The following is a 24,173-nucleotide window of genomic DNA, read 5'->3' as shown; positions in this document are numbered from 1 at the left end:
CATTCACCCTCCAGTAGCATGCAAAGAGCAGAGGGGGAGCGGCCGACAGCTCGGCCACTCCCCATATCGACGCGATCAGTTCTTGGGAGCCGCAGGATTGGCCTTCAGGCCGGTTACCAGGTAGCGGATGTTCGACCAGTTCGGGCCGGAAGCCGAATACGGATTTTCGGCACTTGGATAGTTGGTCCAGTAGGTCGTGTCGAACGGTGCGAACTTGTTGTAGGCCATCAGCGGGATCATCGGCATCTCCTCGACGGCGAGTTTCAGGAAGTCCTGGCCGACCTTGGTGACATCAGGCGAATCGAAGGCGATGGACCGATTTTTCACGATCAGGTCGTCGAGACGCGGATCCTGCCAGCGCTGCAGGTTGCGCGGCGGCTGGATCTGGCCGAGCGGCTTGATGAATTCCGAATGATAGCTGTCCAGGAAGAAGGACAGGTCCGGATGGCCGCCCCAGGTTTCGATGCTCCAGTAGATTGCCGCCTCGTAATCGCCGGTGGACAGCCGCTGGCCATTGGTCGGGCCGGCAACATCCACCTTCGTCGCAATGCCGTTCTGGCTCCATTGCTGGGCAATGACGGTACCGGCGCGTGCCAGCGTCGGAATGGCATCACCCTCGACCTGCAGGCGGATCGTGAACGGCTTGCCGTCAGGCTTCAGCCATTGATTGCCGCTCTTCTTGAAGCCGGCCCTCTGCAGCAGCTCGGCGGCAGCCTGGACATCCTGCTTCCACCAGCCGAAGCCGAAAGTGCGCTGCAGTTGCTTCGGATCGGTCGGGATCTGGTCGCCCCACTGGCCACGCACCATCGTGGCGATCTGAGCGGAGATATTGGGATCGTAGGGCTTGATCTTGCGGCTGCCGGTATCGAGCTCGAAATTGGTGAGCCACTCCTGCATCGGCGCGTAATAGGCGTCCAGCGCCGAGCCCGTCGGCGGCGTCGCAAGTGCAGCGAGATTGGCGGCACCGCGATAGGAACCCAGTGCGACAGCACGGATATCGATCATCAGTGCCAGCGCCCAGCGCACATCCTTGTTGTCGAAAGGCGGCTTCTTGGTGTTGAGTAACACGGACGGCAGGGTCGGATCCGGATGGGCGTAGGGGAAACCCTTCAGCCAAGAGGCGACGCTTTTGCTGTCACGCATCATGGCGAACATGCCCTCGGGCGCCATGTCGTTGATAACGTCGAGATTATGATTGCGCTGCTCGATGACGCGGGCCTCCGGATTGCCGGCGGCACGATAGACGACATATTTCACCTGCGGCGGCTCCTTGGCGGCCATGCCGATCGAGGTGCGCTGCCAGTCGTCGCGCAGCTTCCAGATGGTCCAGTTGCCGCCCTTGTCATAGCTCTGCAGCACATAGGCGCTGAGCGAGACCGGGGGATTGTTCTTGAAGGCCAAGGGATCGCCTGCCTTTTCGAAGACATGCTTCGGCATGATCCAGGCGGCGTTCCAGCGCACGGTGAAAAGCGTGTGGAATCGCGAATTGGGCTTCTTCAGATGGAAGATCACTGTCTGCGGATCGGGATTTTCCATGCTGGCGATATTGACGGTAAAGGGCGCGCTCCAGGACATGCCCGGATGGTCGATCTGAGTCTGGACCGTATAGACCACGTCGTCGCTGGTGAATTCGACGCCATCGCTCCAGTAGATGCCCTTGCGCAGTTTCACCGTCATCTCGGTGAAATCGGCATTGTAGGCAGGCGGCTCGGCGGCGAGCGCGTTTTGCCAGGCATCCGGCCCGCCCTCCGGATTGATGAACCAGAGCGTGTCGGTGGTGAGCTGCTGCAGGCCGTTGAGATTGGCCGCCGCGCCGCCACCCGGCGCCCAAACGTTGAACCAGTCGGCATTCTGCTGCGGCGTACCCTGAATGATCAGGGTTTCATTGCGCGGGATGCCGGCAATGAAATCCTGCGCGTAAGCAGGCAGAGCGGCGAGAGACAATAAGGCAATGACTGCAAATCTAGGGAACCTCATCGGACGCTCCTCCTCTTCGGCCCGCATGGGCGGGCTCTTCCCGTAAACCGTTATCGATCGCGTACCGGCAAAAGCGTCTGCACAGGGGCATTAAGACCCATATGTCTCCTCCAGACGAAAAACTTTGCCTCTCTATTTATCGACAATTTTTGCGCAGACAGCAACAAGTAATTTCGACAATGCCGGAAAATCCTGCATTTTTCGAGGTTTTTCATCTTAAGATAAGCGTCGTCTTTTTATATTATTGACAAAATGGCCATTTCGCTTAGTTTTTGCGACGAGCGCGGCGCCCTCCCAAGACAGCCGCGCTTCATCACAATTTGGTCGGTCGGGCTTCAGGAGGAGGCTGAGGCGTGACCGTTCAAGAGGAAAAGACGATGACGAGTTCCTATGACGTGACTATCAACGTTCACGCCGGGAGGCCGACAGGGCCTTATAAGCCGCTGTGGAACTGGTTCGGTTATGACGAGCCCAACTACACCTATTCTCCGCATGGCAAGAAGCTCCTGAAGGAATTGTCGGCGCTCAGCGCCACCGCCCCGCACATCCGCGCGCACAATCTGCTGACCAGCGGTGACGGCAAGCCGGCGTTGAAATGGGGCTCGACCAATGCCTATACCGAGGACGCCAACGGCAATCCTGTCTATGATTGGACGATCATCGACCAGATCTTCGACACTTATGTCGAGGCCGGCAACGTCCCGCTGATCCAGATCGGCTTCACGCCGGAAGCGCTTTCCGATTTCGACGGACCCTACAAGCATCATTGGGAGCCGGCGGACAAATACGCGACGATCACCACCGGCTGGACGGCTCCGCCGAAAGACCTCAAGAAGTGGGGCGACCTGATCGAAGCCTGGGCGCGCCACCTCGCCGACCGCTATGGTGAAGACGTCGTCTCCTCCTGGCCTTGGGAGGTATGGAACGAACCCGACGGCCATTACTGGACCGGCACGATCCCGGAATTCTGCGCCATGTATTATGCGAGCGCGCATGCGGTGAAGCGCGCCCTGCCGAAGGCACGTGTCGGCGGCCCGCACACATGCGGCGCCTTTGCCAATGAGAGGGCACAGACATTCTTGCGCGCTTTCCTCCGCCATGTGGTCGAAAACAAGTCACCGCTCGATTTCATTGCTTTCCACGCCAAGGGCAATCCGGTCATCTACGAAGGCCACGTACGCATGGGCCTGCACAAGCAGCTGCGTGATATCGAAGCCAACCTCGCCATCATCAACGAGTTCCCCGAACTGCGGCACCTGCCGGTCGTCATCGGCGAATCCGATCCTGAGGGGTGCGCAGCCTGCTCCGCGCGCGTCCACCCACAGAACGGCTACCGCAACGGCCCGCTCTACGGCGTCTATGTCGTCGAGAGCATGATCCGCACCTACGAACTGTCGCGCCGAGCCAATATCGAAATTGAAGGGGCGGTGACCTGGGCGTTCCTCTTCGACGATCAGCCCTATTTCGACGGCTTTCGGGATCTGGCCACAAACGGCGTCGACAAGGCTGTGCTGAACGGTTTCCGCATGCTCGGCAAGCTCGGCGGTGAGTGGCTGGAATCGGACAGCGACTATCGTCGCGATATCGAGGACATCATGAGCCACGGCGTCCGCGACAAGCCTGATGTCAATGTCGTGGCGACACGTGACGACAAGGGCGTTTCGGTTCTCGTCTGGCACTATCATGACGATGACGAGGCCGGCCCCACCGCTGAAGTCAGCCTTTCCATCGATGGCTGGGGCAGCCGCCCAGGCGCGCTCAAGCATTTCCGGATGGATGAGCAGCATTCCAACGCCTTCCGCATCTGGAAGGAAATGGGCAAGCCACAGGAAATAAGCGGCGGCGATTACGCCAAGCTCGAGACCTCCGGCCAGCTCGCACAAATCGACGACAAGGCATCGGTTTCAGTGAAGGACGGCAAGATCGATCTGAACTTCTCCCTTCCGCGTCAGGGCGTGTCTCTGCTTCGCCTGGATTGGTGAGGCGGCAGGAGAAAGAGAGCGCAACCCTCCAGGTTGCGCTCCGTCACCCTCTGAAAAGAAACAAACCTCAGTTCTCGCTTACATAAGCAAGATAGCGCTTCTTGCTCGGCTGCAGGTGATCGACACAGAGCTGTGCCAAAACCCAATTGTCCCTGCCCTTCAGCATCTCGATCATCAACCGATGATGTTCATGCGAGATCTGCAGCGATTCCTTGCTCGACATCGAGTTTGCGCGCACGGGCAGGCTGAGGCGCATGTAAAGCTCGATCGACTGCACGAGATGGGAATTGCCGCAGGCACCGAAGAGCGTCAGGTGGAATCTGTCGTTGGCCTCATGCACGCCACGCAGGTATCCAGCTTCGATGTGCCGGCCATGCTCCTCGTGCAATGCCATCAGTTCGGCAATCAGCGCATCAGGCGCCGGCAGCGGAATCCAGAGTGCCGCCTGTCTTTGGAGCAGTTCGCGGACGTCGTAGATCTCCTGCACCTGCCGCGATGTCAGTGAACGGACGGTCGCGCCCTTGTTGCGCTCGCGCACGACGATGCCCATCGTTTCCAACTGGACAATCGCCTGGCGGGCGAAATGGCGGGTGACGTGGAAGCGCGCGAGCAGTGTATCCTCCGTCAGCCGGGCGCCGGGCGCCAGCCTTCCGAAGATGATGTCCTCTTCGAGCGCACGCGCAATGCTCAGATCGTCGTGTTCGATCTCTTGTTCAGGGATGTCATCGCGCGTCTGCATCAATAGCTCCTCCGGCGGGCGGGTCATTTTATCGCGGTTTATGCTGGGCGTCGAACCCGCTCAGCCGATAGATGTCTTCGACCAAAGCCAGCGTCTTCAAATTGTCGGCGGGCATCGTTTCCATCGTCACGTGGCCGTCCAGTCCATCGAGGAAATGCGCGATCGTCGCATCATAAGCGCCCTGATAAACGGCATCCGCATCGAACTCTTCCTCGCGCTGAACATAGCCCTTCGCTGAAAGACGGCTTCCTTCCAATTCCAGCGTTGCCCGCGTCCCAAAGATCCGCAAATGATCACGCGGCGCCGGCGGCGCACCATGAACGGCGAGATTGGCATTTACCGTGACGATGACCCCATCGTCCAGCCTGCGTAGAACGACTGACGCAACATCCTCGGCGACAATGTCGTCGTTGCTGCGTTCGAGACGCGCGGCGACTACCTCCATCTCGCCGAGCAGATAACGCAAGGTATCGAGATGATGGATCATCACCTCCATCACCAGCAAACGCTGCTGCGTTCGGAAAAACGGCTGGCGGGTGAGAGCCGGTCTATTGCCATCGGCACCGGCGATCATGCCGCTTGAGAAAAACTCGAACTGGACCTGCCTGATATCCCCTGCCAGCCCCTCGTCCAGCCAGGCCTTCAGATGGCGATAATAGGCACGAAACCGCCAGTTCTCGTGGACCATCAGGCGGGCCGACTTGGGCAGGCCGGCGACAAGAGCGGCCGCTTGATCAAAATCGGGCGCCAGGGGCTTCTGGCAGATGATATCGACGCCTCTTGCTGCCGCCAGGCGCACAAGCTCCACATGCACCTCGCGTGGCGCGCAGATATCGACGCAATCAAGCACTTCTTCTGCCAGCATCGTTTCCGCGCTCGCATAGTCCCGGGCAATGCCGAAAGTCCTCGCTCTGGCCGCCCGCGCATCCGCGGAAGGATCGGCGATTGCGACCACTTCAGCGCGTGCCGACTGCTTCATCCATGCCGGCAGATGATATTCGCTGACCCAGCCGGCCCCGATAATCCCGATGCGCCTTCGCTTAACCTCTGCCATGAGCCATCCCACATCACTTTATCGATAATCTAGCCTCCATTTTTGACAAAGCCAATGCACACTGGAGGAAAAAAGGCGAAAAACCTCTCATTACCTACAGTTTTATCTATGAAATTTCGATGAGGCGATCATAGGGGAGGATGCAGCGGCATGTTCTTTATTGACAATCCTGTGTATCTCACTAGGCTTGAGATGAATTTTAAGGGACGAGGGAGAAACAATGTCGAGCGGTCTTCGTCGCAAGCTGACGAGTTACGGCGATCAGGGTTTTTCCCTTTTCCTCCGAAAGGCCTTCATCAAGGCGATGGGCTATTCGGACGATGCCCTCGATCGCCCGATCGTGGGGATTGCTAACACTTACAGCGATTTCAACCCCTGCCACGGCAATGTCCCGCAGTTGATCGAAGCGGCCAAGCGCGGCGTCATGCTGGGCGGCGCCATGCCGATGGTCTTCCCCACCATTTCCATCCACGAGAGCTTCGCCTCGCCGACCTCGATGTATTTGCGCAATCTGATGGCGATGGAAACCGAGGAGATGATCCGCGCCCAGCCGATGGATTCAGTGATCCTGATCGGCGGCTGCGACAAGACCCTGCCAGCGCAGATCATGGCCGCCGCCAGTAGTGAAATTCCGGCAATTTTCCTGCCGACAGGACCAATGGCCGTCGGCCATCACAAGGGGGAGAGGCTTGGTGCCTGCACCGATTGCCGCCGCTTCTGGGGACGCTTCCGCGCCGGCGAAATCGACGAGGCCGAGATCGCCGACGTCAATAACAAGCTCGCCAGTTCGGTCGGCACCTGCACGGTGATGGGAACGGCAAGCACAATGGCCAATCTGACCGAAGTGATGGGCCTTTGTGTACCGCGGGCGGGATCAGCACCCGCCGCCGAATCCGAGCGCGTGCGCCTCGCCGAAGAAACCGGCCGTGTCGCTGCCGGACTTGCGGCCGACCCGGATTCACCGACCGTACGCGATATTCTGACGCCGGCAGCAATCCGCAACGGTCTCGTCGCACTTCAGGCCATGGGCGGCTCGACCAATGCCGTTGTCCACCTTGCCGCCATCACCGGACGACTTGGCCTGCGCCTCGATATGGCCGAACTCGACAGGCTCGGCAAGATCATTCCGCTGCTCGTCGATCTGCAGCCCTCCGGCCAGCACTACATGGCGCAGTTCCATGAGGCCGGCGGCGTACAGACGTTGCTGAAGGCGGTGCGCCATGAGATCGATGGCAGCCAGCGGACGATCCATGGAAAGACAATCGGCGAGGTGATCGACGCGGCTCCAGACGAGCCCGGCCAGACGATCATCCGCACTGTCGAAAAACCGCTGAAGCCAATCGGAACGATTGCCGTGCTCCATGGCAACCTGGCGCCGCGCGGCGCGGTCATCAAGCAATCCGCCGCGTCGAAGGATCTGATGCAGCATGAAGGACGGGCGGTGGTCTTCGATTCCGTCGAGGACATGACCTTGCGCATCGACAGCGACGATCTCGATGTCAGCGCCGACGACGTCCTTGTCTTGCGTAATGCTGGGCCAAAGGGCGCGCCGGGGATGCCGGAAGCCGGTTATCTGCCGATTCCTCGCAAGCTCGCACGTCAAGGCGTCAAAGATATGGTGCGTATCTCCGACGCCCGCATGAGCGGCACCGCCTTCGGCACCATCGTGCTGCATATTGCCCCGGAGGCCGCCGACGGAGGGCCTTTGGCGATCGTCAGAACCGGTGACACTATCCGCCTCGACGTCAAGGGAAGGCGCATCGACCTCGCCATAGATCAAGCGGAATTCGCACGGCGGATGGCGGAGCTTGGGCAAATATCGGCAACGGAGCCGGCGCGCGGCTATGCGAAGCTCTATCACACGCGCGTACTGCAGGCAGACGAAGGCGTCGATTTCGACTTCCTCCAGCATGAGGATCTCGATCAGGATGGATAGTGAAGCGCCGCTCTGTCTCCCGCGCCTGCCGCTGACGCGCCTGCCGGCAAAGCCTCTACCGCAGGGCACGATCGACACACACTTCCATGTCTTCCGCTCGGATGCGCCGCTCAATACGCCGCGCAGCTACACGCCTGACATCGCGACGATTGCCGACTGGATCGCGTTTGCCGACCAGCTCGGTATCGGCAGGAGTATTCTCGTACAGCCGAGCGTCTATGGTCTGGACAACGCGGTGCTGATGGAAGCGCTTGCCGCCTTCCCGGACCGTCTGCGCGGCATTGTTGTCATCGCCCCCGACACGAGCCTCGAGGAGATCGCCCGCCTCGACCGGCTTGGCGTGCGCGGGGTGCGGATCAACACCCGCAATAAAGGCGGCCTGCCGCTTGGCGCCGCGGAAACGCTCGCGGCGAAAATACACGACTTCGGATGGTCCCTGCAACTTCAGATCAGTCCGGAACAAATTGGCGATCTTTCCGGACGACTTCCGCGTCTCGGAGTTCGCTTCGTGGTCGATCATCTCGGCTTCATACCACTTGCCGAAGGGGGCTGGCGCGAATATCTGCCGGCACTTCAGCGGCTCGCCGATGGTCCCGGCGGCTACATCAAACTCACGGCTCCCTACCGCCTGGCCCGCGAACCTGGTTATGGAGGCTTTGCCGAAGTGGTGCGCGCGCTTGCAGCCAGCCATCCGGAAAAGCTGCTCTGGGGCAGCGACTGGCCGCATACCGAACTCTGGAGCGACATGCCCGATGATGCCGACCTGATCGACGGCATGCAGGAAGCGGTCAGCCACGCGTCGCATGCTCGCAAAATCTTCATCGAGAATGCCGAAGCGCTGTTCTTCGACCGCTAGCCAATCGATTGGCGGCTCCGCCGGATGAATGGATGCGGTCAAAGGCCCAACCGCATCCCACGTCTGCGAAGGAAACCCCAAATGGATATCCAGGGGTTCGCGCCTACTACAATGTCGCGCGCTTGTCGTGTTTTCCGACCCGTGCGAGCAGATAGTCCACCTCGGCCCTTGCGGTCGGTGTCAGCATTTGCGCCGGCTTGCGCTGCGCATCGGTTGCGATCACGCCGCGCCGCTTGAGGACATGCTTTCGGACCGCCAGGCCGACGCCGGGCTGTTGTTCGTAGCGAATGAGCGGCAGATGCGCGTCGAAAAGATCATGCGCCTCTTCCCTCTTGCCGGCTGCCGAAAGACCGATGAGTTCGGTCAGCATATCAGGGAAGCCGTAGCCTGTCATTGCGCCATCGGCGCCCCGCTCCGGCTCGAAATCGAGGAAGAGACCGCCATTGCCGCAGAGGATCGAAAATTCGCGCAGCTCCCCTGTCTTCTGCAGAGAGCGGAGTCTCGAGATCTTTTCGAGACCCGGCCAGTCCTCATGCTTCAGCATTAGGCAGGAGGAGTGATTGCTCATGATCCTGGCGATTACGCCGGGTGTCATGACGACGGTCAGGGTGAGCGGATAGTCCTGCAACACCCAGGGCACATCCTCGCCGACGGCTTCGACGGCGCCGGCGAAATAATTGACGATCTGGTCGTCGGTTCGCAACGCCGGCGGCGGTGCGATCATGACCCCCGCGGCTCCCATCTCCATCGAATCGCGCGCAAGGGAGCGCATTCCCGCAAAACCCGGCGCCGAGACACCGACAATAACGGGGATTTTCGAGCGAGAAACGACCCGCTTGACGATCGCCCGGCTCTCCTCCGGCTCCATCTTCGGCGCTTCGCCCATGATACCGAGGATCGTGACGCCCGTGCAGCCGCTCCCCTGATAAAAGTCCGTCAGCTTGTCGATCGAATTGAAGTCGATCGAACCGTCTTCGAAAAATGGCGTGGTCGCTATGGCATAGACGCCTTTGGATTGCGTGTTGAAACTCATTTCTGACGATCCTTCCATCCCTGATAACGCTCCTTGCTCTCGGCATTCATTGGAAAGAGCCCCGGCAGCGGTATGCCGTGCTCGATCTCCGTCATGATGCGGGCCTCCATGCTTTCCTGTTCGGGCGCCTCGGGACGGTCGACGCGCCCTTGAGGGTTTCGATAATCTTCGGATCGAGTGGCATGGAGCCTTCCTGCTCAGATACTGTTGATCAGGCCGCCATCGATGCGGATGACGGAACCGGTAATGTAGGATGCGCGCGGGCTTGCCAGGAATGTGACGGTATCACCGTACTCCTTCGGGTCGCCATAACGCCCGACGGGGATCGAGCCCGTGCTTTCGGCAGTGACGTCTTCGACCGGCCGGTTCTCGCGCTTGGCTTTCTGCTCGTCGAGAAAGACGATGCGTCCGGTGGCGATACGGCCGGGCAGGACGATGTTTGCGGTAATGCCGTCGCGGCCGATCTCGCGCGCCAATGTCTTCGACCAGCCCACAAGCGCAAGGCGCAGGGAATTGGAGATGCCGAGATTGGCGATCGGCGCAACCACGCCCGAGGAGGTCGAGGTGATGATGCGACCCCATTTGCGCTCGCGCATGCCAGGCAGCACCGCGTCGGTCACCGAAATCACCGAGCGAACCATCATATCGAAATATTTCGACCAGTCCGCGGCCGACTGGCCTGCGGCGGGCGTCGGCGGCGGTCCGCCCGTATTGTTGACGAGAATATCGACCGGTCCGAAAGCCTTGTCGATCTCCGCGAGCTTCTGCTCAATCAGCGAGAGATCGGCGATGTCCCAGGCAAGCACGATGGCCTTTCCGCCGCCCGCCGCAATCGCATCCGCGGTAACCTTCGCGCTCTTCTCGTCGATATCCGCGACGACGACACGAACGCCCTCGCCGGCAAGTGATTTCGCAATCGCGCCGCCGAGCCCGCCGCCGGCGCCGAACACCAGCGCCGTCTTGTCATGCAATTGAAGATCCAATGTCTTTCTCCTTGGTTTTGGCGCCAGTATGGCAAGGCAGAGACCGAAGAAAAACCTTCCTTTTTGTCTCTTCAGACATTAGAAAAACCACCTATGGAAACACGTTTTCTCGAAACCTTCCTGATTGTCGTTGAACATGGTTCCCTGGCGGAAGCCTCACGGCGCATGGGCATTACGCCGGCAGCTGTCTCGCAGCGCATTCAGGCCTTGGAGAACGAGATCGGTCTGCCGATCATCATTCGATCGGGCCGGCGGGTTAAGCCGACGGAAGTGGGCTTGGCAATATTGGAAAAGAGCCGGCGCGTGCTTTCGGAAGTCCGCCAGTTGAAGGGACTGGCGCATGACGATCAGGCCTTCGGGGCGTTGCGCCTCGGCGCCATATCGACCGTATTGACGGGCTTGCTGCCGGGCGCCTTGCGCCGCGTGTTCGATACGGCACCCGGCGTCGACATCTTCCTGCTGCCTGGTACCTCGCCTGAACTCTACAACAGCATTCTCGAGGAAAAGCTGGATGCGGCGATCTTTGTCAAGCCGCCGTTCTCCATCCCGAAAACGCTCCAGTGGGATCTGATCCGCTCGGAGCCATTCGTGCTGCTCGCCCCCCTCGAATATGCCGATTTTCCTCCCGACAGGTTGCTTCGCGAACAGCCTTTCATTCGCTACGACAGACGCAACTGGGGCGGGCGCTTGGCGGACGAATACTTGCGGTCGCTCCAAGTCCGTCCGAGGGAATGGCTCGAACTGGATTCGCTGGAAGCCATCGCTGTCATGGTCGAGGCGAAGCTTGGGGTCTCCCTGATACCGGACTGGCACTCGACACTCTTCGAGAACCTGAAACTTGCGCGGCTTACACTCACAGGTGCGCCCAACCGGGAAATAGGTCTATTAAGACCACGCAACATGCCATCCGGCCGGCTTGTTCAGGCGCTCCTTGACGCAGTTAAGTTTTAAAGTCAGTCGCAAGGTTACTCCAGCATGGCTGTTTTCGATTCCGTTGACTAAACCTCATTCAACGCGTCGTGGATCGTCTCAATCTCTCGAAGACGCAGCCGCCCTCTCGCAGCCGCCCGCGAAATGACCTGATCAATCAACAGATGGCTGACAGCCATGACCGGCACATGATTGAAGAGCGGTCCAGGCGACGATGTGGAGCAGCGCAAGTGCCAAGTCACGTCTGCGCGCAAAGGCGCTCCCTCATCCGTAATGTAAACGATCTTCGTTCCCTTGCGGGCTATCTCGTCCAGGATCGCATCGGTCTCGGCGACACGGCGCCGCAAACCATAGACGATCGCTACATCGGCATCGGCGAAGCTGACGATATGTTCTCCCATCGTTTGTCCGCCGCCGGGTATGGCATCGACGAATTCCATGACCTGCAACAGCTGCCAACGCATGTATGTGGCGAACGAGTGGCTGGCTCGAAAGCCAATCGTCCAGACACGTCGCGCCGCCAGGATCGCTTCCACAATGGCATCGATCGTCTCGTCATCGATCGCGGACGCGGTGTTTTCCAGACTACGGGCGTAGTGCTCAAAGTGGACATCCAGAAAGCGTCGGTCGGGTTCTGAACTTTCCGGCGTGACGAGATAGAGGCGGGAACCGATCTCGCGCTCCTCGCGGGCTTTCACCCTCGCTTCCTCGTATGAGGCATATCCGAGCCTGCGGACGAAGCGGGAGACCGTTGCCGTCGAGACGCCGGACAGAGCCGCCAGTTCTGCTGCGGAATAGCTGGCAAGTTCCCCCGGAAAATCACAGAGCATCTCGCCAAGCTTGCGCTCCGCTCGGTGCATGCCGGGCAAGGCCTCCCGGATGCGGGCGAGGAAGGATTTTTCACGCTGCACGCCAAGATCCCTTGCGATTTCCAGATTGTCCTGTGCCAAATCTAAGTCCCACCTCAACCGCGTGCAACGTGTTCATCGAGCGGCGTTATCACAGGTGACAAACCAGCGTCCACGAGGATATCTCGTACCAGTGAGAGCCCGCTGCGAATATTGGCGCAGACGTTTTCAAAGTTGAATGGTCCCTTTGCGAATCCTTCGATTCCGGGCCGCTGGCCGCGGGCGATCATCCCGTCGAAAGACCGTACAAGATCCATGAACGCCTCGTGCTCCTCCGCGCTCAGGTCAGGATGACCTGCCAGGAAGTGGGCGTTGTCGATTTCGATCACGGGATGAACGATAAGGGGCCCGTCTCTCATGTCCTGGTTTTCGAGCGAGAAGTTGAGCACCGGATTTTCCGATGCAAGTATGGGGATGATCTCGGCAAAATCGATCATCCCGGTTCCAAAGTCGCGAACCTGCGAGACGAGACCATCGGGCCCGTAGGCCGCGACGCCGTCCTTCAAATGCGTCTGCCGGACATAGGGCGCCAGGCGCCGTGCGGCCCAGACAGGATGCTCAATCCGCTGCAGGACATTGTGCGTATCAAACACGACACCCGTGACGTCCGGGCCTACTGCTTCGACCAGACGCACGAGTTCGAACGACGTGATTTCCTCGTGCGTTTCGAGGTTGATATGGATGCCGAGGTCGCGAGCGATCGGCGCAAGTTTCTTCAGGAACTTTTCCGTTGCCGCCAGCTGATCGGCCCAGTCGACATCGGTACGGAAGCGGTCGTAGGCCATTCGCCCGAAAAAATGCGGCTTCAGGTTTGCGGTCGCCGACCACAGTTCGAAGACGCCGATCTCGGCCGCGGCCTCCATCATGCGGCGAAATCCGAGCAGCACGTCGCCATCGCCGATGGCGCGAAGTTCAGGCGCTTCCGGCATCGCAAACGGATTGGTCTTGCCAACGCCGGCTTCGAGATACATGTCGAGCTCATCCGCGCGCTCGCGCACCGCGCGCAGGGCGCCTCGATCAAGGCTTGGCGACAGGTCCAGCATCGAGCGGAAAAACAATCCGTCTGCGCCAAGGTCGTGCGCCAGTTTCAAGGCACCAATCGGGCCGCGCTTTGCGGCTTCGGGAAGTTTCAGGCCATCAGTACCGACACGCACTTTTGGTCTCCTTTTCAATGGTTGCGGCCGCATCAGCGGATCCCGGCCGTCATCATGCCGCGCACATAGTAGCGTTGCAGCGTGATGGCGAGGAGAACCAGCGGAAGAGTTACGACACTCACGGCAGCGAAAAGCGGTCCGTCGAGCGGATAATTCTGGCTGTCGTTCAGGCCGGTGAGCGCGACCTGAGCAATCTGCATTTCCGGTTTCTGCATGATGACCAACGGCCAGAGATAATTGTTCCAGGACCAGATGAACTGGATAAGCACCAAGGTCGCGAGTGCCGGCTTCACGTTAGGAAGGGCAATGCGCCAGAATATCTTCCAGGTGCCGGCACCGTCCACACGCGCGGCATCGTCAAGCGCCGGCGGAATCGAACGGAAACTCTGCCGCATCAGGTAGATGCCGAAAGGACTGCACGAAAACGGCAGGAACAATGCCGGATAGGTGGATGCCAGGCCCATGCCGGACACGACATTGTAGAGTGGCACGAGAATGACCTCCAGCGGGACGAAGGAGGTGAGCAGCAGCATGCCGAACAGGATATCACGTCCTGGGAAGCGCAGGCGTGCAAACGCGTAGCCGGCAAGCGTCGATGTGATCACGGCGAGCACCACCTGGCCGCAGCTGGCAACCGCTGTATTGTAGAGGTTGCGCTGGAAATGGAAGGACGTGAAGATCATCGCATAATTCTCAAGCGTCCAGCGCTCGGGGATGAACGTCTTCCAGGTCAGAGGATAGCGCAGCGCCAGCACGTCGGCGGTGGACTTAAAGGAAGACAGGGCCGCCCAGACAATCGGAAATGCATAGATCGCAGCGACGACGAGCGTCACGGCGACTGCCAACGTCGAGGAGCGATCGACGGCGTTCCGGGACGCTTTCAGGCCGGGTCTGCCCGGCTCTTGGTTGGCGAGGCGGTCAACGGTTGTCATGGTGCGATCCTCTTTTTGCTGCGAAGGAGGACGACTTGCGCACCTCCGATCAAAGCCAGCACGATGAGCATGACGATGACGCTTGCAGAGGCATGACCCGGCGAACTGAAATGAAAATTCTGCACATAGGCGTAGTAAGCTATATTCGTCGTCGCACCGTTTGGACCGCCCTCGGTGAGCAGATAGATCGGCGTGAACAGCCGGACCGCACCGACGGTGATCATGAAAGACGCAAGGATGAGGCTCGGCTGCAGCATCGGCAGCGTTATGCGCCGAAAGGTCGGCCACGGAGAGGCACCGTCGATGGCCGCCGCCTCGTAGAGGTGCGGTGGAATGGCCTGCAACCCGCCCAGGAAGATCAGCATCGGCAAACCGATATCCTTCCAGGCCGAAATCGCAATGATCGAGGGAATGCTCTGCCAGGCGCTCGTGAGAAAGGGTTGCCCCGACAAGCCGATGGCATTGAGGATCGCTGAAAACAGCCCGTTGTTTGGGAGATACATCTGGTTCCAGATCAGGGCGCTGACGGATTCCGAGGCTGCAAGCGCGCCGAGCACCGCCGCGCGAGCCAGGAATGTTCCTGGCACCCGGCGGTCGAGCAGCATTGCAAGACCAAGCGACAACGGCAGCATGAGCAGTAGGCTGAGAATGACATAGGCAACCGTTACAAGCATTGCCGAATGGAAGCTGGGATCGGAAAGCACGGCGGAAAAATTGTCGATGCCCGCCCAGCCGGTGGCGCGCTTTGTAAAGGGATTGAAACGGCGGACACTGCTGACCGCCGCCGACAACATCGGCAGAAACTGGAAAAGAGCGAGACCGCATACCGCCGGGAAGATCATCGCGATCCCAAACAATGGTTCGCCCCGGCGGGTGGGATCCCCAGCCCCGGTTAATTGCCACATCACGGTTTTCACATTGATCCGGCGCATGCCGTTACCTCGATACAGAATGGAGCGCCGCGCGATCTGCGCGGCGCTGGGGATTACTTGTATTTGGACAGCAGGCCGTCGATCTGGAGTGCCGCTTCATGCATGCGCTTTTCGGGATCGGCTCCGAGGGCAATGTCCTTGACCGCCGGGTTGATCGCATTGAAATAGTCGAACCAGCCGACAGTCTTCGGCGGGCCGAAGCTCGCTGCTGCGGTCGAAACGGCAAGCTTGTTCGGCTGTTCGCTCTGATAGAGCGGCGCGGCCGCGATCAACGAGGCCCGAACCGGCATCGAACCCCAGAGCTTGTGAAACTCCATGCGGTTTTCGTCGTTGCACATGAAAGCGAGGAAGGCAGCCGCTTCGTTCTGATGGCTGGAACCGGACCAGACGAAGGGAGCATCCGAAACCGAGGACGTATAATAGATGCTGCCATGCGGCACCGGCGATGCACCCCAGTTGAAGGCGTCGGGATGAGAGCGGAGGTAGGATGTGACGATCATCGAACCGAAATCGATCGCCGCCGCGCCGCCAAGGAACTGATTGGAAACGTTACCCGTGGGCGCAAAGCCCTTCTGGAAAAACGACTGGTAGCGTTTCATCCCAGCGATCGCTTCCGGCGTATCGATATAGCCGGTAACACTCAGGCCATCGTCGGAGACGCCTTGGAAGGTCTTGTAGGCGCTGCTTGACCGGTCGGCCTTGTTGTCGCCCATCATCCGGATCCACATGCTCTCCATCTGCGTGTAATTGGAGCCGGGGCCACCATTGCCATATGTCGACGATGCCAGGGCATAGGTTTGCGTGTCGCCGGCGGCCCTGATCTTTTGCGTCAGCTCTGCAAGCGCCGCCTCGAACTGCTCTATTGTCCAGCCGTCCTTGACATCGGTTACTTCGGGTGGCGTCTGGACACCATGTTTCTTGAAGATATCCCGGTTGAAGTACATCAGCACCGGGTTCGTCTCCCACGGCATGCACACGAGATTGCCGCCGATCGTCGCCGATTCACGCAAGGGTGCCGACATGTCCGCCTGGAAGTCCGGTGAAAAGAATGTCTGCAATGGCGCGGCGATCTCGCCTGCGCCATAAGCTGCGGCAAAGTCACTGCGCCCCATCATCAGGTCGGGTGCATCGCCGGACGAAATATAGACCTGTGCCTTGGTCGGCAGGTCACCATAAGGCACGCGCTCCTCCGCGATCGTGATGTTCGGATAGGCCGCGCTGAATTTCTTGTAGAGCGTTCCCAAGAAGTCATTGACGGCCGGCGGATAGTCCTGGTGCATGAAGCGCAGCTGAACCGTGTCCTCCGTCAACTCCGGGCCGATATAGCCGCCGAGATCGAGCTTGTATTTCCCAACGTTGCTGCCGGGGCTCGCCACTGCCGAGAGAACTCCCATGAACGGAACCATCGCGATGCCTGCGGATATCTGGGCAGCGCCTTGCAGCAAGCGGCGACGGGTAAGAGATGCGTTGAAGGTCGGCGTCTTTGAAGATGTCATGGCGTTGTCCTGAAGCTTGGAGTGGCAGTTTGAACGTCGTGGATCACGAAAGGAAAGACGTGTGAATCAATGGATTGGTTGGCGATCGATGCGCGCCTGCGTGCCTGCATCAAAAAGGTGGCATCTGGAGACTGGCATCGACAGCCCTATCTCCTCGCCCCTGCTGATCGACAGGCGGTCCTTGACGATCAGTGCCAGACGTTGGCCCGCCAGCTCGACGGTAACATGTGTTTCGGAGCCGGTCGGCTCGACGACGATGGCCCTTGCCTTAATCCCGTTACCGTCGATCGCGATATGCTCGGGACGAATGCCAAGCCGCACCGCGCCCGCCTTAACTCCGGTTCCGTAGCCGGATATATCTAGAGCCTGGCCATCCGCGAACTTGAAGCGCGTGACGTCGTCACACACAATCTCTCCGTCCAGCAGATTCATGGACGGCGAACCGATGAACGTCGCGACGAACGTGTTGTTGGGCCGATCGTAGAGTTCCAGCGGTGGCCCGATCTGCTCGACCAGACCCTGGCGCATCAGCACGATGCGATCGGCCATCGTCATCGCCTCGATCTGGTCGTGCGTCACGTAAATCGTCGTGACGCCAAGGCGGGCGTGAAGGTCCTTGATCTCGGTACGCATCTGGACGCGGAGCTGTGCATCGAGGTTGCTCAGGGGTTCGTCAAACAGAAAAACCTTTGGCTGCCGCACGATTGCCCGCCCCATGGCGACGCGCTGCTGCTGTCCACCGGAAAGCTGGCGCGGAAGTCGCTCGAGAAGGTGCTCAAGCCCGAGGATACGTGACGCCTCGCGGACACGTTCATCAATCGTTGCTCTGCTTTCGCCGCGCATCTCCAGGGCAAATGCCATGTTCTCACGGACCGTCATATGCGGATAAAGCGCATAGTTCTGGAACACCATCGCAATATCGCGATCCTTGGCAGCCAGTCCATTAACGACCGTTCCGCCGATTTCGATTTCACCGTCACTGATCGTGTCGAGGCCCGCGATCATGCGGAGAAGCGTGGATTTTCCGCAACCCGAGGGGCCGACCAGGCTTAGAAATTCGCCGTCGCGGATCTTGAAGTTGATGCCCTTCAATATCCTTTGCTGTGCGAAATCCTTGATGACACCATGAAGCTCAAGGCTGGCCATATGCGTTTTCCTAAAGATACGAACTGACCGATGACCTGTCTCCAGCTTGGATCTGGAAGAGAAATGATCATTTCATCGGAAGAAAAAGAGAAATCACGATTTCATAAGAACATCAATTGAAAATGCGACTTTTATCATCATTTATTTTTAACGATTAAAAATCATGCATTACATCATTAAAATAGGCGAAATATCATCGTATCTGCTTATTTTATGGTCAATAATTTTTTCGAATGAGAAATGTGCATTTCTTGGTGGCGTGCAGTTGCGCGTCGCATGAAATCGTGATTACATTTGCCAACCAATGAAATTCAACTTTCTTACAAATCCAAGCCTTGCAGCTGCCGGGCTCGGTGCAAAACGGATGTGACATGACGATATCAGGAGAGACATTCTACAACCGCTCCATGGAGCTTCCCGATGAGCTGCTGGTTGGCTCGATCGACACACATATCCATAGTGGTCCCTGGCTGAAATCGTGTCCCGGCCGCGTCGATCCGTTTCAGATTGCCGAACAGGCAAAGGCCGCCGGCATGCGGGCCGTTGTTTTCTACGACCACACGCTCGGCAACAGCGCTGGGACGGCATGGCTTGCCAGTCGCGTGGTCAAGGGCATCGACATCTACGGAGGCATCATCCTGACGTCGGTGCAGGGGGGCATGAATCCTCGTGCGGTGAAGACGGCGCTGAATTATGGCGCCGGCGCGAAATTCGTGCATTTCGGTGCTCATTGCACCTATCACATGGCCAGCAACGAGGGCGCGCTCATCGACGGCAAGCCGATGAAATTCAAGGATCTCTATCCGAAATTTGCGCAGGAAGAGCTGACACGGGCCATCCGCATCCCCCTCGATGATCCGATCCCCGGAGAGCTTGAAGAGATCCTCGGCCTGCTTGCCGAACGTCCCGATGTCTTCGTCAATACCGGGCACGTCTCGCCGGCGGAAGTGATGCGCCTGGCCGATCTCGCCGAAAAATTCGGCATTGCCAAGCTGATCGTGGCGCACCCGGCACGCGCCTTGCTCACCATGGAACAGCAGAAGAACCTCGTGTCGCGCGGCTTTTATCTGGAAGGGGCGGCATCGGATTGGCTGTTCCACCGCGGGTTGCCGCGTACCAATTACTATGTCGAGCGGGAATATGCCGACGAGATCGCCGGCATTGCGAATGCACCGCAATTCAACGGCGTTGGCCCCTGGGCGCGGCAGCTCAAGGAAATCGGCCTCGACAACATCGTGCTGGGAACGGATTATGGCATCCGCTCGTCACCGACGCCGGTGGAAGGAATGCGGCTGATCGTCAGCGCTTTGCTGGATCTCGAATTTACCGTCGACGAGATAGAGACGCTGATCAAGCGCAACCCTGCTCGCCTCCTCGGCCTTGAGGCTTGATTGCCATGCCCAGCGCCGTGCTTGCCGACGATGCTGTCGCCCCTGGCGGCATCGAGAGGCTTCGTTTGCTGCTATTGAACCCCAATACAAGTTCCGCCACCACGGACATGATGGTGCGGATCGCCCGGCAGTCGGCCGATGCCAACGTTGACATAGCGGGACTGACCGCAGCCGTTGGCCCATCCCTGATCACCAACGAGACAGAGCTGGCCATTGCCGCGGATGGCATTCGCTTGTCTGTTGCCGCACTGGGCGAGCCTAAACCGGACGGGATTATCATCGCGGCTTTCGGCGATCCCGGCCTCGCGGCGGCGCGTGCGATCGCGGGCTGCGACGTGGTTGGCATCGCCGAGGCGGCCATGAGGGAGGCGGCGCTGAACGCCCGGCCTTTTTCGGTGGTGACCACCACGCCGCATCTGGCATCCGCCATCCGCAAACGAGCCGAACACTATGGTCACGGGGATAGCTTGCTGTCGGTGCGCATCACCGAAGGCGATGTGTTCCGCACGATGGCCGATGCACGCGGTCTGCTCGACGCGCTCGAGGCGACGGCGCGCCGCGCCATAGACGAGGACGGAGCACAAGCGATCGTGGTCGGCGGTGGACCGCTGGCGGACGCCGCACGGGACCTGTCGGAGAGGATTGGCATTCCGGTTATAGAACCAATACCGGCTGCTTTGCGCCTTATCACCCAACGACGGAGCGCAGCCTCATGAGTATCCGCGCGCAGAGCACCGTTTCGGAAGCAGCGTCGCACAAGGCAAACGACGGCATGCGCCGGCGGATGGCGCGCAAGGTTCCGTTGCACGGCCCATTGCTTGTCGCGCCGGCAGCGCTTTTCCTCCTTCTCCTGTTCGTCCTGCCGATTGCGCAGATGGTTACTTACAGCCTGACCGGTTACATCAAGGATGGGGTTTTGATTCCCGGTCTGACATTGCAGAACTACGCGCGACTGGTCGAAACCGATCTTTATTGGCGCGTGGTCGTTCGGACCCTAAAGATCGCACTGCTGGCCAGTCTGATCAGCATCCCGATCGGCTATCCGCTGGCCATCGTGCTTGCAAGCGGCAAGGCATTCTGGTCGCGAATGGTGATGTTCGTGGTCATATCACCACTGCTGGTTCTGGTCGTGGTCCGCGCCTACGGGTGGAAGCTGATCCTGTCCAAGCAGGGCTTTCTCAGCTGGCTCCTGCAGATGCTCGGCCTTTCCGATGTGCCGGTCGCCTTGCTCTACACCGAATGGGCAGTCGTCATCGCTTCCGTCCATGTGTTCATGCCGTTCCTCGTGCTGCCGCTGGCCAGCGCGATCGGCAAGATCAACCCTTCGGTGAAGGAAGCCGCGCGCACGCTCGGCGCCGACAGCCGCACGGTCTTCTGGCGCATCCTGTTACCGCTCAGCATCCCCGGTCTTGCCGTTGGCGTAACGCTGGTCTTCTCCTTGACCGCCGCGTCCTACGTCACCCCCCAGATCCTGGGCGGCAACTTCTCAGCAATGCTCGGCGTCCTCGTGCAGGAGCAGATCCTGTCGGTCAACGACTGGCCGTTCGGCGCGGCTCTCGCGACATTGCTGCTCGTCATCACGCTCGTTGCCAATCTCGTATTTCTGCGGGCAATCGAGCGAAAGTCACGCCATTGGGCCAAGCAGGAGGATTGAGACGGTGAAAGAACTGCGTGACGGCCCCTCACCCCTACTGCTGCTCATATGCTCGGCTCTGGCAATTGTCATTCTGGCGCCGATGCTGATCCCTATTGCGATCTCCATCTCCGACAGCATGTTTGTGTCCTTCCCGCCCCAGGGCTTCACCCTGCGATGGTATGGCAAGGTGCTTGCCGACCAGGAGTTCCGCGACACCTTCCTGTTCAGCATCGAACTCGCCTTGATTGTCACGATGCTGACGGTGATCCTTGGCGTTCCGTGCGCGATCGGCCTGACCCGCTACCGGTTTCCCGGCCGTGGATTAGCGCTCGGGCTCGTTCTGTCGCCGCTCGTCTTCCCGGTGCTGGTCACGGGTGTCGCCCTGCTACAATTTTCGTCGCGGCAGGGGATCAACAATTCCTTCAACCAACTTGTGATCGGTCACACCGCAATCTGCCTGCCCTATCTGGTCCGCACCGTTTCGGCAGCACTCCTTCTGGTCGTTCCCTCGACCGAAGATGCCGCGCGCACGCTCGGCGCAAACGCCTTCGTGACCTTTCGCCGGATTACACTGCCACAAATCGGTGGCGGCATTCTCGCCGGCTGCGTCTTCGCCTTCATCACGTCGTTCGATGACTACGCGATGGCGATGTGGCTGGCAGATGCCCGCCACTTCACGCTGCCGCTGCAAGTGCACATCTTCATCGAAAGGTCCTTCGATCCCAGCGTCGCGGCGATCTCCACGCTGATGATCATCTTTTCCCTCGGGCTGCTTCTCCTCATCGAACGGGCGCTCGGGCTGCAGATGCACAAAGTTATGTCGAGCTGAATACAAATGAAAACAAAGGGAACTAAAATGACAAAGCCCAACGCATTCAAGACGACCAGAAGAACCTTTCTTGCCACCGCCGCGGCCGGCCTCGCCACCCCACTGATCATGCACCGCAATGCATGGGCGCAGGGCAAGGAGATCGTTGTTGGCATTTGGGGCGGCGCGCAGGGCGAGTTCATCCGCAAGAATGTCATCCCCGATTTTCAGCGGGATCTCGGCTGCACTGTTCTTGCAGAAGAAGGCTTCACGCTGCCAAACATTTCCAAGATGCGGGCAACGAAGACGAACCCCAAATATACGGTGATGTTCGTGGACGATCTGGCCGTTCCGATCTGCAAGGCAGAGGACCTCATCGCCGAAATTCCGGCTGATAAGGTACCGAACATGGCCAAGCTTTTCCCGCGCTTCAACTATGAAGGCGGCTACGGCACCGGTCTCGGCGTCTCCATCGGCACCATGTATCACAACACCTCGGAAGAGGCGCCGAAAAGCTATGCCGACCTTTGGGACCCGAAATACAAAGGCAATATCAAGTTGAACAGTTGGCAGAATACGTCAGGCTTGTTCTTCCTGATCGCTACCGCAGCCATCGTCACCGGCAAGCCCTTTTCGCAGGCGCAATACGAAGTCGACAAGATCTGGGGCAAGCTTGCCGAGCTGAAGCCGAACATCCAGAACGTCTACACATCGGGTGTCGAAGCGGCGAACGAAATAGCCCAGGGACAGGCCACGATCGGCGGCATCGACTACTCGAAATTCATCTATCCCTATACCGCCAAGGGCGCGCCGATCGACATGATCTTCATGAAGGAAGGCAGCTTTGCCGGCGTCAATTGCCAGGTTCTGGTGAAGGGCGGTCCCAACCAGGACCTTGGTCTTGCCTTCATGGATCGAATGCTCTCTCCCTCAGTACAAAAGGCGCTTGCCGAGTTTGCGCTGGTGGCACCACCGGTCTCGGGGATCGAGCTTTCGCCGGATGCGCTGAAATACATCGCATATCCCGACACGCGGATGGACGAACTCGGCCTCTTCAATCCCGATTGGACCTATATCAACGCCCAGCGCTCGGCATGGACCGACCAGGCCAACAAGATATTCTCGGCCTAGGGAACGCGAGAAACATGATCATGCACGCAACCGCTCGGAACGCCGCAAAGACCGTGGCCGATCTCACTCTTTCCCGGTTGAGGAAATCCTACGGCTCGACAAACGTGGTCGACGGCATAGACCTCGATGTGGAAGCCGGCGAACTGGTTTCCCTTCTGGGGCCGAGCGGTTGCGGCAAAACCACAACACTGCGGATGATCGCCGGGCTTGCCATGCCCAGCCACGGTGACATCCTCTTCAAGGGACGATCGGTCACCGACGTTCCCGTCCACAAGCGCGAAGTCGGCGTTCTGTTCCAGAGCTATGCGCTGTTTCCTCATATGACGGTCCAGGCGAATGTCGCTTTCGGTCTTGAGATGCGCTCCAACGATCGCAAGCGCCACAAGGCGCTTGTCAGCGATGCACTCGAGATGGTGCAGTTGTCCCATCTCACGGATCGCTATCCGCATCAGCTCTCCGGCGGCCAGCAGCAGCGGGTCGCGCTAGCACGCGCCCTGGTCATCGAGCCTGCCGTGCTTCTGCTCGACGAGCCCTTCGGCGCGCTCGACAAAAAGCTCCGTGAGGACATGCAGATTCAGATGAAGGATATCCAGAAGCGGCTGAAGATCACCACGATCATGGTCACCCATGACCAGGAGGAAGCACTGACGATCTCCGACAAGATCGCCGTGATGAACGCGGGCCGGATCGAGCAGTACGGCCCGCCTTCGGAGATTTACGACCGGCCGGCAACGCGATTTGTTGCCGGCTTTATCGGATCATCCAATGTGTTCGAAGCGGAAATTATCCGGCGCGATGGTCAGAACGGACTGCTTCGCACATCTGCCGGCATAACAATGACGGTGCGCCATGTCGGCCCGGCGCAATCTCATTTCCTTTGCCTACGCCCGGAAATGGTCAGCCTTTCCATCGAGGGCGGGGCGGATCATCTCACTGAACCGGATCGGGCGACCGGCATTATCGAACGCGTTGTCTTTCGTGGACCCTCCACCGACGTTCGCGTCGCAGTCTCCCCTGGACAGATCATAACTGCGTCGATTCAAAATGATGGACATGTTTCACAGCTACGCCCGGGGTCACGCGTAAGCGTTCAATGGCCCGAAGGCGCGGCATACTCTCTCCGATCTTGAAAGGAATCGAACCTGCGGG

The 24,173-nt window shown here is 59.4% G+C and carries 21 protein-coding genes and 1 pseudogene; 10 read left to right on the top strand and 12 right to left on the bottom strand.

The genetic code is table 11. From position 1 onward, the window contains the following. Positions 1–75: 75 nt before the first annotated feature. The gene (locus QTL95_RS02240; protein WP_289718331.1) at positions 76–1,977 is read right to left on the bottom strand and encodes an ABC transporter substrate-binding protein; all 1,902 of its coding nucleotides are present in this window, start codon (positions 1,975–1,977) and stop codon (positions 76–78) included. 353 nt (positions 1,978–2,330) lie between these two features. On the opposite strand from QTL95_RS02240, the gene QTL95_RS02235 reads away from it, so the two are divergent. Beyond that, entirely contained in the window at positions 2,331–3,959 is a 1,629-nt protein-coding gene (locus QTL95_RS02235; protein ID WP_289718330.1) for a GH39 family glycosyl hydrolase, read from the top strand. A 67-nt stretch (positions 3,960–4,026) separates the two neighbouring features. Here the strand turns inward: QTL95_RS02235 and QTL95_RS02230 are convergent, their stop codons facing one another. Together QTL95_RS02230 and QTL95_RS02225 are read right to left on the bottom strand one after the other, a co-directional pair. Next, positions 4,027–4,698 (bottom strand): GntR family transcriptional regulator, encoded by a 672-nt coding sequence (locus QTL95_RS02230; RefSeq protein WP_289718329.1) that lies wholly within the window; start codon positions 4,696–4,698, stop codon positions 4,027–4,029. Positions 4,699–4,726: 28 nt separating this feature from the next. Further along, positions 4,727–5,752 carry a Gfo/Idh/MocA family protein gene (locus QTL95_RS02225; protein ID WP_289718328.1) on the bottom strand — a complete coding sequence of 342 codons (1,026 nt, stop codon included), beginning with the start codon at positions 5,750–5,752 and terminating at the stop codon, positions 4,727–4,729. 220 nt (positions 5,753–5,972) lie between these two features. Between QTL95_RS02225 and QTL95_RS02220 the strand changes: the two genes are divergently transcribed. Together QTL95_RS02220 and QTL95_RS02215 are read left to right on the top strand one after the other, a co-directional pair. Next, on the top strand, positions 5,973–7,688 hold the full coding sequence (locus QTL95_RS02220) for an IlvD/Edd family dehydratase (protein WP_289718327.1): 1,716 nt from the start codon (positions 5,973–5,975) through the stop codon (positions 7,686–7,688). Next, entirely contained in the window at positions 7,681–8,544 is an 864-nt protein-coding gene (locus QTL95_RS02215; RefSeq protein WP_289718326.1) for an amidohydrolase family protein, read from the top strand. The genes QTL95_RS02220 and QTL95_RS02215 overlap by 8 nt, the downstream gene beginning before the upstream one ends. Positions 8,545–8,650: 106 nt before the next feature. On the opposite strand, the gene QTL95_RS02210 is transcribed toward QTL95_RS02215, so the two are convergent. The 3 genes and pseudogenes from QTL95_RS02210 to QTL95_RS02200 form a co-directional block, all read right to left on the bottom strand. Beyond that, complete coding sequence (locus QTL95_RS02210) at positions 8,651–9,577, bottom strand: dihydrodipicolinate synthase family protein (protein WP_289718325.1); 927 nt, start codon at positions 9,575–9,577, stop codon at positions 8,651–8,653. Beyond that, positions 9,574–9,708: pseudogene (locus QTL95_RS02205) on the bottom strand (ribonuclease activity regulator RraA); the annotation flags it as partial. The gene QTL95_RS02210 and the pseudogene QTL95_RS02205, both read right to left, overlap by 4 nt. Positions 9,709–9,774: 66 nt before the next feature. Next, positions 9,775–10,560 (bottom strand): SDR family oxidoreductase, encoded by a 786-nt coding sequence (locus QTL95_RS02200; protein WP_289718324.1) that lies wholly within the window; start codon positions 10,558–10,560, stop codon positions 9,775–9,777. Here QTL95_RS02200 and QTL95_RS02195 point away from each other — a divergent pair. Continuing rightward, positions 10,543–11,511, top strand: a complete 969-nt coding sequence (locus tag QTL95_RS02195; protein ID WP_289718323.1) for a LysR family transcriptional regulator — start codon at positions 10,543–10,545, stop codon at positions 11,509–11,511. The two genes, QTL95_RS02200 and QTL95_RS02195, sit on opposite strands and share 18 nt — an antisense overlap. 47 nt (positions 11,512–11,558) lie before the next feature. On the opposite strand, the gene QTL95_RS02190 is transcribed toward QTL95_RS02195, so the two are convergent. The 6 genes from QTL95_RS02190 to QTL95_RS02165 form a co-directional block, all read right to left on the bottom strand. Then, complete coding sequence (locus tag QTL95_RS02190; RefSeq protein ID WP_289718322.1) at positions 11,559–12,440, bottom strand: MurR/RpiR family transcriptional regulator; 882 nt, start codon at positions 12,438–12,440, stop codon at positions 11,559–11,561. Between the two features lie 14 nt (positions 12,441–12,454). Beyond that, positions 12,455–13,552: a sugar phosphate isomerase/epimerase family protein gene (locus tag QTL95_RS02185; RefSeq protein ID WP_289718321.1), complete on the bottom strand. Its 1,098-nt coding sequence runs from the start codon at positions 13,550–13,552 to the stop codon at positions 12,455–12,457. A gap of 32 nt (positions 13,553–13,584) precedes the next feature. Next, complete coding sequence (locus QTL95_RS02180; RefSeq protein WP_289718320.1) at positions 13,585–14,484, bottom strand: carbohydrate ABC transporter permease; 900 nt, start codon at positions 14,482–14,484, stop codon at positions 13,585–13,587. Beyond that, positions 14,481–15,416, bottom strand: a complete 936-nt coding sequence (locus QTL95_RS02175) for a carbohydrate ABC transporter permease (RefSeq protein ID WP_289718319.1) — start codon at positions 15,414–15,416, stop codon at positions 14,481–14,483. Before QTL95_RS02175 ends, QTL95_RS02180 begins: the two co-directional genes overlap by 4 nt. A 53-nt stretch (positions 15,417–15,469) precedes the next feature. Continuing rightward, positions 15,470–16,912 carry an extracellular solute-binding protein gene (locus QTL95_RS02170; protein ID WP_289718318.1) on the bottom strand — a complete coding sequence of 481 codons (1,443 nt, stop codon included), beginning with the start codon at positions 16,910–16,912 and terminating at the stop codon, positions 15,470–15,472. 66 nt (positions 16,913–16,978) lie between these two features. Then, on the bottom strand, positions 16,979–18,058 hold the full coding sequence (locus QTL95_RS02165; RefSeq protein WP_289718317.1) for an ABC transporter ATP-binding protein: 1,080 nt from the start codon (positions 18,056–18,058) through the stop codon (positions 16,979–16,981). Positions 18,059–18,429: 371 nt separating this feature from the next. Here QTL95_RS02165 and QTL95_RS02160 point away from each other — a divergent pair, with 371 nt between their 5' ends. Genes QTL95_RS02160 through QTL95_RS02135 form a run of 6 tightly spaced genes read left to right on the top strand, consistent with a single transcriptional unit; the run spans position 18,430 to position 24,154 of the window. Beyond that, positions 18,430–19,449, top strand: a complete 1,020-nt coding sequence (locus QTL95_RS02160) for a DUF6282 family protein (RefSeq protein WP_289718316.1) — start codon at positions 18,430–18,432, stop codon at positions 19,447–19,449. Between the two features lie 5 nt (positions 19,450–19,454). Next, positions 19,455–20,165 carry an aspartate/glutamate racemase family protein gene (locus tag QTL95_RS02155; protein ID WP_289718315.1) on the top strand — a complete coding sequence of 237 codons (711 nt, stop codon included), beginning with the start codon at positions 19,455–19,457 and terminating at the stop codon, positions 20,163–20,165. Beyond that, on the top strand, positions 20,162–21,103 hold the full coding sequence (locus QTL95_RS02150) for an ABC transporter permease (RefSeq protein WP_289718314.1): 942 nt from the start codon (positions 20,162–20,164) through the stop codon (positions 21,101–21,103). Before QTL95_RS02155 ends, QTL95_RS02150 begins: the two co-directional genes overlap by 4 nt. Before the next feature lie 4 nt (positions 21,104–21,107). Next, positions 21,108–21,914 (top strand): ABC transporter permease, encoded by an 807-nt coding sequence (locus QTL95_RS02145; protein ID WP_289718313.1) that lies wholly within the window; start codon positions 21,108–21,110, stop codon positions 21,912–21,914. A 27-nt stretch (positions 21,915–21,941) separates the two neighbouring features. After that, positions 21,942–23,024 carry an extracellular solute-binding protein gene (locus tag QTL95_RS02140; RefSeq protein ID WP_289718312.1) on the top strand — a complete coding sequence of 361 codons (1,083 nt, stop codon included), beginning with the start codon at positions 21,942–21,944 and terminating at the stop codon, positions 23,022–23,024. A 14-nt stretch (positions 23,025–23,038) separates the two neighbouring features. Further along, positions 23,039–24,154, top strand: a complete 1,116-nt coding sequence (locus tag QTL95_RS02135) for an ABC transporter ATP-binding protein (RefSeq protein WP_289718311.1) — start codon at positions 23,039–23,041, stop codon at positions 24,152–24,154. Positions 24,155–24,173: the final 19 nt, after the last annotated feature.

Source organism: Rhizobium sp. S152 (genome assembly GCF_030380735.1).
GTDB lineage: Bacteria > Pseudomonadota > Alphaproteobacteria > Rhizobiales > Rhizobiaceae > Rhizobium.
The sequence above is the reverse complement of the archived record's forward strand: the minus strand, read 5'-3'. Positions and strand labels throughout refer to the sequence as shown.

Bases quoted from the DNA above. Each gene is read 5' to 3' on its own strand.
- QTL95_RS02195 (WP_289718323.1), top strand. From the start codon at position 10,543: ATGCAATTGAAGATCCAATGTCTTTCTCCTTGGTTTTGGCGCCAGTAT.
- QTL95_RS02135 (WP_289718311.1), top strand. From the start codon at position 23,039: ATGATCATGCACGCAACCGCTCGGAACGCCGCAAAGACCGTGGCCGAT.
- QTL95_RS02240 (WP_289718331.1), bottom strand. From the start codon at position 1,977: ATGAGGTTCCCTAGATTTGCAGTCATTGCCTTATTGTCTCTCGCCGCT.
- QTL95_RS02215 (WP_289718326.1), top strand. From the start codon at position 7,681: ATGGATAGTGAAGCGCCGCTCTGTCTCCCGCGCCTGCCGCTGACGCGC.
- QTL95_RS02165 (WP_289718317.1), bottom strand. From the start codon at position 18,058: ATGGCCAGCCTTGAGCTTCATGGTGTCATCAAGGATTTCGCACAGCAA.
- QTL95_RS02180 (WP_289718320.1), bottom strand. From the start codon at position 14,484: ATGACAACCGTTGACCGCCTCGCCAACCAAGAGCCGGGCAGACCCGGC.
- QTL95_RS02175 (WP_289718319.1), bottom strand. From the start codon at position 15,416: ATGCGCCGGATCAATGTGAAAACCGTGATGTGGCAATTAACCGGGGCT.
- QTL95_RS02225 (WP_289718328.1), bottom strand. From the start codon at position 5,752: ATGGCAGAGGTTAAGCGAAGGCGCATCGGGATTATCGGGGCCGGCTGG.
- QTL95_RS02210 (WP_289718325.1), bottom strand. From the start codon at position 9,577: ATGAGTTTCAACACGCAATCCAAAGGCGTCTATGCCATAGCGACCACG.
- QTL95_RS02160 (WP_289718316.1), top strand. From the start codon at position 18,430: ATGACGATATCAGGAGAGACATTCTACAACCGCTCCATGGAGCTTCCC.
- QTL95_RS02155 (WP_289718315.1), top strand. From the start codon at position 19,455: ATGCCCAGCGCCGTGCTTGCCGACGATGCTGTCGCCCCTGGCGGCATC.
- QTL95_RS02170 (WP_289718318.1), bottom strand. From the start codon at position 16,912: ATGACATCTTCAAAGACGCCGACCTTCAACGCATCTCTTACCCGTCGC.
- QTL95_RS02230 (WP_289718329.1), bottom strand. From the start codon at position 4,698: ATGCAGACGCGCGATGACATCCCTGAACAAGAGATCGAACACGACGAT.
- QTL95_RS02140 (WP_289718312.1), top strand. From the start codon at position 21,942: ATGACAAAGCCCAACGCATTCAAGACGACCAGAAGAACCTTTCTTGCC.
- QTL95_RS02220 (WP_289718327.1), top strand. From the start codon at position 5,973: ATGTCGAGCGGTCTTCGTCGCAAGCTGACGAGTTACGGCGATCAGGGT.
- QTL95_RS02150 (WP_289718314.1), top strand. From the start codon at position 20,162: ATGAGTATCCGCGCGCAGAGCACCGTTTCGGAAGCAGCGTCGCACAAG.